Here is an 8,387-nt window from a genome sequence, read left to right on the forward strand (position 1 = left end):
GTGAAGGGCACGTCCAGAATGCGGGCGAGCGTCTGCGCGAGCAGCGTCTTGCCCGAGCCGGTCGGACCGATCAGCAGGATGTTCGACTTCGCGAGCTCGACGTCGTTGTGCTTGGTCTGGTGGTTGAGGCGCTTGTAGTGATTGTGCACCGCGACCGACAGGACCTTCTTCGCATGGCTCTGGCCGATCACGTAGTCGTCCAGCACCTTGCAGATTTCCTTCGGCGTCGGAATACCGTCGCGCGACTTCACCAGCGAGGACTTGTTCTCCTCACGGATGATGTCCATGCAGAGCTCGACGCACTCGTCGCAGATGAAGACCGTGGGACCCGCGATCAGTTTGCGGACTTCGTGCTGGCTCTTGCCGCAGAACGAGCAATACAGCGTGTTCTTGGAGTCGCTCGTGCCGACCTTACTCATTCATGTCTCCGTCCGCGGTTCGATCCCGTCCGCTCGATCGCTCCATTCCGGCACGACAGCCGGCATAGAGTTCAAATAGAGCAAATTCCGTACCAAAAAAGACCCTACGCGTTACATCCCGTGCGAATCACGGTCACTCGATTCTCCCGCGATCTTAGCCCATCAGTCGTAGCCAACCATGCTGTCACCCGACTATCAAGAATTCGCTAATCGGGGGTCGCCGGCTGCCCGTTACAATACCGTGATTTCACGTCTTGGCACGGGAGAACTGACCGAAATCACGCGGGCGTTGCCGGATTACCACGAAAGAACCAGCACGAAAGCGGAACTTTTCGCCTGTCGCAGGGCGCAAACCTGTTTTTTGCGCCGCGCGAACGCGCCGTTAACGTGAAGGCCGCCCTGACGATCCCAAGTAATCCCCGGGATCGCCGTTACCATATCGGTAGTGCTACGGGGCTTTCGGCGGCGCCGGATCCTCGGCGCGCTTGTCGATCACCTTGTCGACAAGGCCAAATTCCTTGGCGTCGTTTGCCGTGAGGAACTTGTCGCGTTCCAGCGCATCCTCGATCGACTTGTAGGTCTGACCGGTGTGCTTCACGTAGATCTCGTTGAGCCGCTTCTTCAGGTTCAGGATTTCCTGCGCGTGCAACATGATGTCGGTAGCCTGGCCCTGGAAGCCACCGGAGGGCTGGTGCACCATGATGCGCGCGTTCGGCAGCGAGAAGCGCATGTCCTTCTCGCCGGCGGCGAGCAGCAGCGAGCCCATCGAGGCCGCTTGCCCCGTGCAGAGCGTGGAGACCGGCGGGCGGATGAACTGCATGGTGTCGTAGATCGCAAGGCCCGACGTCACCACACCACCCGGCGAGTTGATGTACATCGAGATTTCCTTCTTCGGATTCTCGGCTTCGAGGAACAGAAGCTGCGCGACGATCAGCGTCGACATGCCGTCCTCGACCGGTCCGGTCACGAAGATGATGCGCTCTTTCAACAGGCGCGAGAAGATGTCGTAGGCGCGCTCGCCACGGTTGGTCTGCTCGACCACCATGGGCACGAGGTTCATGTAGGTTTCAACCGGATCGCGCATGAGTCACCTAGGTTCTTTGGAGGCGGACATCCTTGCGGCAAGGCAGTCTTGGCTGGAATTGCCGAGCTCGGATGGACGTCCCGTGATGCAGGACTTGGGTAGGTAGCGACAGATATAGCCCAATTCGCTCCACACAAGCCCGGAGCGAATTAAGGCTTAATCCGACAAACCTGTTGAAGCTGATTCGCGGAAACAGGCCCACCCGGCCACTTGGCTAGCGCGCCCGCTTCCGCCGATCATCCTTAACAGACGGCTTTCTTGCGAAGCCCTAAGCGGCGGTCTTGTCCGCCTCGTCATCCTTGTAGAGCTCCTCGCGCGAGACCTTCTTCTCGGTCACGTTGGCGAGCTCGAGGATGAAGTCGACCACCTTGTCCTCATAGATCGGTGCACGAAGCTGGGCCAGCGCGTTGGCATTGTTGCGGTAATAGTCCCAGACTTCCTTCTCACGGCCCGGCACCTGGCGCGCGCGCTCGATCACTGCGCGACCCACCTCGTCATCGGTCACGGTGATCTTGTTCTTCTCGCCGATCTCCGACAGCACGAGGCCGAGGCGCACGCGGCGATCGGCGATCTTGCGATACTCGTCCCTCGCCTTCTCCTCGGTGGTGTCCTCGTCGGCAAAGGTCTTGCCGGCAGAGTCCATCTCGGCCTTGACCGAGTTCCACATCAGATTGAACTCCTCGTCGATCAGCGAGGGAGGCGCATCGAAGCGATGCGCCTCGTCGAGACGATCGAGCAGCGCACGCTTGACGCGCTGACGCGTCGTGGTGGCGAACTCGGCCACCAGCCGCTCGCGCGCGGCTTCCTTCAGCTTGTCCAGCGATTCAAGGCCGAGCGACTTGGCAAACTCGTCGTCGATCTTGGTATCCTGCGGCGCCTCGACCAGCGTTGCGGTGGTCTCGAACTCGGCGTCTTTTCCCGCGAGCTTCTCGCTCATGTAGTTCTTCGGGAACGACGCCTTCACCGTGCGGGTCTCGCCCGCGCCGATGCCGATGAGCTGATCCTCGAAGCCGGGGATGAAAGTGTTGGAGCCGATCTGGACCTGAATGCCCTCGCCGGTGCCGCCCTCGAACGCTTCGCCGTTGATGGTGCCCTTGAAGCTGACGGTGACGCGATCGCCGGAGGCCGCCTTGGCGCCCTCACCCTTGTCGCTGTAGCCGCGGTTGTTGTCGGCGATGCGCTTGATGGCCTCGTCGACCTCGACGTCGGTGACGTCGGCGACCGGCTTCTCGACCTGGAAGCTCTTGAAGTCGGCAAGCTGGATCGGCGGCACCACTTCGATCGCGACCGTGTAGGTCAGGTCGGACTTGCCGGAGAGCAATTCCTCGACCTCTTTCTGCTCGGTCGGCATGGTGATCTTCGGCTCGGTCGCAAGGCGGAAGCCGCGCTCCTGGAAGATCTGCGTGTTGGTGTCGCGAATGGTCTGGTCGATGGTCTCGGCCATCACCGAACGGCCATAGACCTTCTTCAGGTGAGCCACCGGCACCTTGCCGGGACGGAAGCCGTTGAGGCGCACCTTGTCCTTGAGGTCGACGAGCTTGGCGTCGGCCTTGGCATCGAGATCAGACGCGGCAACGCTGATCTTGAACTCGTGCTTCAATCCTTCCGAGAGGGTCTCTGTGACCTGCATGGCGTCCAATCTTCTTCTCGCTTCGTCACGGCGCTTGCCGCCGCGACATTTGTCATCAATCGATCCGGCGCGCGGGCAAAACGCCTTTGCGCCGGTGGTTCATCGGACCTACCTCCTCGGGACAAAACGTCCATGAGGAACGAGGTCCTGCAGTAATCCGTGCAAACGCTGAAAGCGCTTGGTGCGGGCGGAGGGACTCGAACCCCCACAACTTTCGTCACTGGAACCTAAATCCAGCGCGTCTACCAGTTCCGCCACGCCCGCGTGAATTTGCATCAAGACCGGCCGCGATGCCGCGGGCGGCCGGGCTTATAGCATGTGCCCGCCTGTTCGCAGCAAAAAAATGGCCGTGTGGACGCCCCCTTCAGATAGGCGCGACGGCTGGACTTATCCAGCGCGGCGTGGTCCGCATCGCCCTCATGACGAAACGATTTTTTGCCCCCACCCGACGCGAGGTTTTGGCCGGCCTGGCCGCCTCGGCGGCGGGTCTGGCCGGGGGCGGCGCGATGCCGCCGGCAGCCACGCGCCTCCCACTCCAGGCGCGGCCTGCGACCCTGGCTCTAAGGCCGGGACAGTCGGCTACACCGATCTGGGAGCTGGTGGCGCCAAGTACTGCCCGTGACGTCCGTCTCAAGCGCGGCGAACGCTGCGAAGTGACTTTGCGGAACGATCTACCTGTCCCGGTTGCCCCCGTCTGGCACGGCCTCGACAGCGCGGCGGCCGCCGAGCCGTTGCTGGGCCGCGCTCCTGTGGGCCCAGGCGTGACGGAAACATCAATTATTTCAATGCCTCACGCCGGGGCCCTGCTGGCCGACCTCAGCCTGATCGAGGAGGGCCTGAAGCGGCCCGTCCGGCCGCTCCCGATCATCGTCGAGGAAGCCGACCAGGTCGCCGTGGATCGTGATGAAGTGCTGTTGATCGAGGAATGGCGCCTGCGGCCGGATGGGACCGCAATCGCCCCGGGCACCGACCCCAGAGAGACGACACCGCTCTATACCATCAACGGGCGGACTTCATTCGAGCTCTCAGCCTCTGGCAATCAGCGGCTGCGGCTGCGCTTTATCAACGGCTCCCAACGTACTGTCCTGGCGATCAAACTGGAAAACCACGACGTCCGCGTGATGGCCATGGACGGACAGCCTGCCGAGCCCTTCCCGGCGCGCAACGGTGCGCTGGTGCTCGCCCCCGGCGCACGGGCCGACGCATTTGTGGATACGGCCACATCGGCCTCATTCCTGCTGCATGACGGCAAGGAGGCGCGCCAGGTCGGGACCCTCGCGATCACCGGCTGGTTCGATCGGCGCGCGCCGCTGCTGCCGCCACCACCGCTCCCCTCGAATGACCTTCCCGTCCAGCTCGATCTGAAGGGCGCCTTGCGGTTCGATGTCGCGCTCGGCGCCCCTGACGCCGGCTGGACCCGCCCTGCAAGCTTCTCCGCCTCCTCCACCCCCGCCTTTCGGGCCAAGACCGGTCGCACTGTCGTGCTGGCCTTGAAGAACTCTGCCCCCGTCAACACCGCCTTCCACCTGCATGGCCATCATTTCCGCCTGCTCGACAGGCTCGACGACGGCTGGAAACCGTACTGGCTCGACACGCTCGCAATCGAGCCGGGCCAAACCCAGCGCATCGCGTTCGCGGCGACCTACCCTGGGCGCTGGCTGATCGAGTCCGTCGCGACCGATTGGGCCGCGCCACGGCTCGTGCGCTGGTTCGCGGTGGAGTGAATGCCCTACCGGCGCCTCCAGACGTAGCGAGCGTCCGGCTCTTTCTCCTCATTCCTTGTCCCGTCGGTCTCCTCGACCAGCTCGAACCCGCGGAACTCATAGAAGCGTCGAGCCCGGCCATTGCGCTGGAACGTCCAGAGCTGCAACTGTTCGAAGGCGCTCTTGGCGACATCAAGCAACTCGCTGCCGACGCCGTGACCTTGCGCGTCGGGCAGCACGTAGAGTTGTTCGATCCAGCCGTCGCGGAAAGCGATGATTCCGCTCAACGCGAGGTCGTCGAAGCGCCCCCACAGGCGGCACGTCGCGAAAACCCGCTCGCGATAAAACCAGCGGTCCTCGTCGGGCGTGTGCAGCCCGACCAGCCACGGCATCGCATGGTCAAAGGCGACGCGATGAACCCGCGCAGCTGCGTCCATATCAGCGAGCGCGAGCTGTCTGAGCACTAGTACTTCACTTCCAAAGCATCATAGATCCGCCGGTGCACGGCCGGCAGCGTCTCGGTCAGGTCCTCCGCGATCAGTCCCGGGCCCGCTTCGCTCGCCGCCTCACCATGCATCCAGACACCGATGCTCGCGGCCTCGAAGGCCGGCACGCCCTGCGCCAGGAGGCCCGCGATGATGCCTGAGAGCACGTCGCCGGCACCGGCCGTCGCGAGCCAGGGCGGCGCGTTGCCGGCGATAGTGGCGCGGCCATCGGGCGCGGCAATGGTGGTGTCCGGTCCCTTCAGAAGCACGACTGCGCCGCAGCGCTCGGCGGCGGCACGGACGCGCTCGAGCTTTGAGCGGCCGGGATGCTTGTTGCTGAGGTCGGAGAACAGGCGCGGAAACTCGCCCTCATGCGGCGTCAGCACGACCTCGCTGTCGTGCGACGACTTGATCGATTCAAAGAGCCGTTCGGGATTGGCGGCAAAGCTCGTCAGCGCATCCGCATCGAGCACGAGATGCCGTTGCTCCGTGAGCGCGGTATGGACGAAGTCGCAGGTGCGCGTCCCAGTGCCGGTGCCCGGACCAATAATGCAGGTATTGTAGCGCTTGTCGGAGAGGAGCTCGCCGAATTCGATCGCGGTGTCGACCGGGCGGACCATCACCGCCGTCAGCGCGCCCGCATTGATCGCGAGCGCATCGCGCGGGCTAGCCAGGGTTACGAGCCCTGCGCCGGCACGCAGTGCGCCGCGCGCGGCGAGACGTGCGGCGCCGGTTGCCGCGGCATCACCGGATACCGCGAGCACGTGGCCGCGCGCGTATTTGTGGCCGTCGATCCGCGGCACCGGAAAAGTCGCCCCCCAAAAGTCCGGATCGTTCTCGAAAAGCTGCGGCTTGATCTCTTCGAGCACCTCGCCGCCGATGCCGATGTCGGCGACGCGCACGCGGCCGCAATGGATCCGGCCGGGCAACAGAAGATGCGCGGGCTTCTTGCGGAAGAAGGTGACGGTCTCCGTGGCGTTCACCGCAACGCCCATCACGCTTGCGCTGGTGCCGTTGATGCCGCTCGGCAGATCGACGGCCAGCACCGGCGCGCCATTGGCGTTGATCGCCTCGATCATCTCGCGCGCCTCGCCTTCGAGCGGACGGCTGAGGCCGGCGCCGAACAGCGCATCGATGATCAGCGCGGGCTTGCCGATCGCCTGCGGATTGAACGGCAAGAGCGGATGCTTCCAGCCGCGCGCGGCGGAGGCCGCATCGCCCTGGAGCTGGTCGCGCTCGCACATCAGGATGACGGAGACCTCGCGCCCCTGGGCTGCGAGCTCGGCTGCGGCGACAAAGCCGTCGCCGCCATTGTTGCCGGGACCGGCGACCATCAGGATCGGCCCCTCCTCCGCCAGCGCGGCCGCGGCTTCGGCGACCGCCTGCCCGGCGCTCAGCATCAGCTTGAAACCGGGCGTGCCGGCCGCGATGGTGAGCTGGTCGGCCCGCTGCATTTCAGCGTTGGTCAGTACTTCCATGCCACTTCCCTGGTACAAACGCCTTTTCAACAGGCAGTTTCCGTGCCGATCTCAGGTCAAAAACCGCAATCTGCACATAGATTGAACCGTTTGCCTATTTCGTAGTCTTCGCTATTTTGGGCTGGTTGGTCCCACCTATCCGAGATGCTCGTTAAAAGGCTGATAACGCTCCAAAAATCAGGGCATTTGCAACTTGGCATAGACCCTGCTTTCGAGGAAGCCGCTTCGGTTCGTCGTGCTCACTGGCATTCATCAGGGTGTGACCGGCCGCCGCCCGGGCTGGTCAGGCAGCTTGGGACAGCGAGGACAACTCCGCGCGAAGACAAAGCGCATCCTGACGAAGACGTTGCTATTTGATCGAAAGGCCGGGAGGCGCGCAGTGAAGAAAATCGAAGCCATCATCAAGCCGTTCAAGCTCGACGAGGTGAAAGAGGCGCTCCAGGAAGTCGGACTGCAGGGCATTACCGTCACCGAGGCCAAGGGCTTCGGACGCCAGAAGGGCCATGCCGAACTTTACCGCGGCGCAGAATACATCGTGGACTTCCTGCCCAAGGTCAAAATCGAAATCGTGATCGGCGACGACCTGGTCGAGCGCGCGATCGACGCGATCCGCCGAGCGGCACAGACCGGGCGCATCGGCGACGGCAAGATCTTCGTCTCCAATATCGAAGAAGCGATCCGCATCCGAACCGGCGAATCCGGGCTGGACGCTATCTGAGCCGGGTGCTATCCCGAATTTTGCGACAATCTACCTAAGAAATAAGGCCGCCTCGGCGGCCTGATGTCGTTTGTGCACTCGCGCGCCTCAAGAAGCGAGAACAACGTCGCTCGTAGTCTGGAAACCGACCCGCAGAGCCAAAAGGGGTATGCATGAAGACCGCCAAAGACGTCCTGAAAGCGATCAAGGATAACGACGTCAAATACGTCGACCTCCGTTTCACCGATCCGCGCGGCAAGTGGCAGCACGTGACCTTCGACGTCGGCATGATCGAAGAGGACACCTTCGCCGAGGGCCAGATGTTCGACGGTTCCTCGATCGCCGGCTGGAAGGCGATCAACGAATCCGACATGTGCCTGATGCCCGATCCGGTCACCGCGACGATCGATCCGTTCTTCGCAGAGACCACCATGGTCATCGTCTGTGACGTGCTCGAGCCGACCACCGGCGAGCCCTACAACCGCGATCCTCGCGGCATCGCCAAGAAGGCCGAAGCGATGGTGAAGTCGATGGGCATCGGCGACGCCGTCTATGTCGGCCCCGAGGCCGAATTCTTCGTGTTCGACGACGTGCGCTATTCGGCGCAGCCTTACAGCACCGGTTTCCGGCTCGACTCCGCGGAGTTCCCCACCAACTCCGACACTGAATATGAGGGCGGCAATCTCGGCCACCGTATCCGCACCAAGGCCGGCTACTTCCCGGTGCCGCCGCAGGATTCGGTACAGGACATGCGCTCGGAGATGCTGGGCGCCATGGCCAAGATGGGCGTGAAGGTCGAAAAGCATCACCACGAGGTCGCTTCCGCCCAGCACGAACTCGGCATGAAGTTCGACACGCTGACGCTGATGGCCGACCACCTGCAGATCTACA

The 8,387-nt window shown here is 63.3% G+C and carries 8 protein-coding genes and 1 tRNA gene; 3 read left to right on the forward strand and 6 right to left on the reverse strand.

Going from position 1 to position 8,387, the window contains the following annotated elements; genetic code table 11:
- From Q2941_RS49405 to Q2941_RS49420, 4 genes are all read right to left on the reverse strand, one after another.
- The coding region (locus Q2941_RS49405; RefSeq protein WP_299815798.1) for a ClpX C4-type zinc finger protein at nucleotides 1–419 on the reverse strand (419 nt) is incomplete at its 3' end.
- 448 nt (nucleotides 420–867) lie between these two features.
- Entirely contained in the window at nucleotides 868–1,503 is a 636-nt protein-coding gene (locus Q2941_RS49410; RefSeq protein ID WP_027522840.1) for an ATP-dependent Clp protease proteolytic subunit, read from the reverse strand.
- 268 nt (nucleotides 1,504–1,771) lie between these two features.
- Nucleotides 1,772–3,133 carry a trigger factor gene (tig, locus tag Q2941_RS49415; protein WP_027522841.1) on the reverse strand — a complete coding sequence of 454 codons (1,362 nt, stop codon included), beginning with the start codon at nucleotides 3,131–3,133 and terminating at the stop codon, nucleotides 1,772–1,774.
- Nucleotides 3,134–3,312: 179 nt separating this feature from the next.
- A tRNA-Leu gene (locus Q2941_RS49420) sits at nucleotides 3,313–3,397 on the reverse strand.
- A 155-nt stretch (nucleotides 3,398–3,552) separates the two neighbouring features.
- Here Q2941_RS49420 and Q2941_RS49425 point away from each other — a divergent pair.
- Nucleotides 3,553–4,857, forward strand: a complete 1,305-nt coding sequence (locus Q2941_RS49425; protein WP_458197220.1) for a multicopper oxidase family protein — start codon at nucleotides 3,553–3,555, stop codon at nucleotides 4,855–4,857.
- A gap of 5 nt (nucleotides 4,858–4,862) precedes the next feature.
- Here Q2941_RS49425 and Q2941_RS49430 read toward each other — a convergent pair whose 3' ends face one another.
- Together Q2941_RS49430 and Q2941_RS49435 are read right to left on the reverse strand one after the other, a co-directional pair.
- A complete protein-coding gene (locus Q2941_RS49430) occupies nucleotides 4,863–5,273 on the reverse strand; it encodes a GNAT family N-acetyltransferase (protein ID WP_458197221.1) in 411 nt (136 codons plus the stop codon).
- A gap of 26 nt (nucleotides 5,274–5,299) precedes the next feature.
- Nucleotides 5,300–6,799: an NAD(P)H-hydrate dehydratase gene (locus tag Q2941_RS49435; protein WP_458197222.1), complete on the reverse strand. Its 1,500-nt coding sequence runs from the start codon at nucleotides 6,797–6,799 to the stop codon at nucleotides 5,300–5,302.
- A 379-nt stretch (nucleotides 6,800–7,178) separates the two neighbouring features.
- Here Q2941_RS49435 and Q2941_RS49440 point away from each other — a divergent pair, with 379 nt between their 5' ends.
- A complete protein-coding gene (locus Q2941_RS49440) occupies nucleotides 7,179–7,517 on the forward strand; it encodes a P-II family nitrogen regulator (protein WP_007603495.1) in 339 nt (112 codons plus the stop codon).
- Nucleotides 7,518–7,669: 152 nt separating this feature from the next.
- Nucleotides 7,670–8,387: glutamine synthetase beta-grasp domain-containing protein (locus Q2941_RS49445; protein ID WP_458197223.1), on the forward strand; the 718-nt coding region annotated here is incomplete at its 3' end.

Source organism: Bradyrhizobium sp. UFLA05-153, assembly GCF_054185185.1.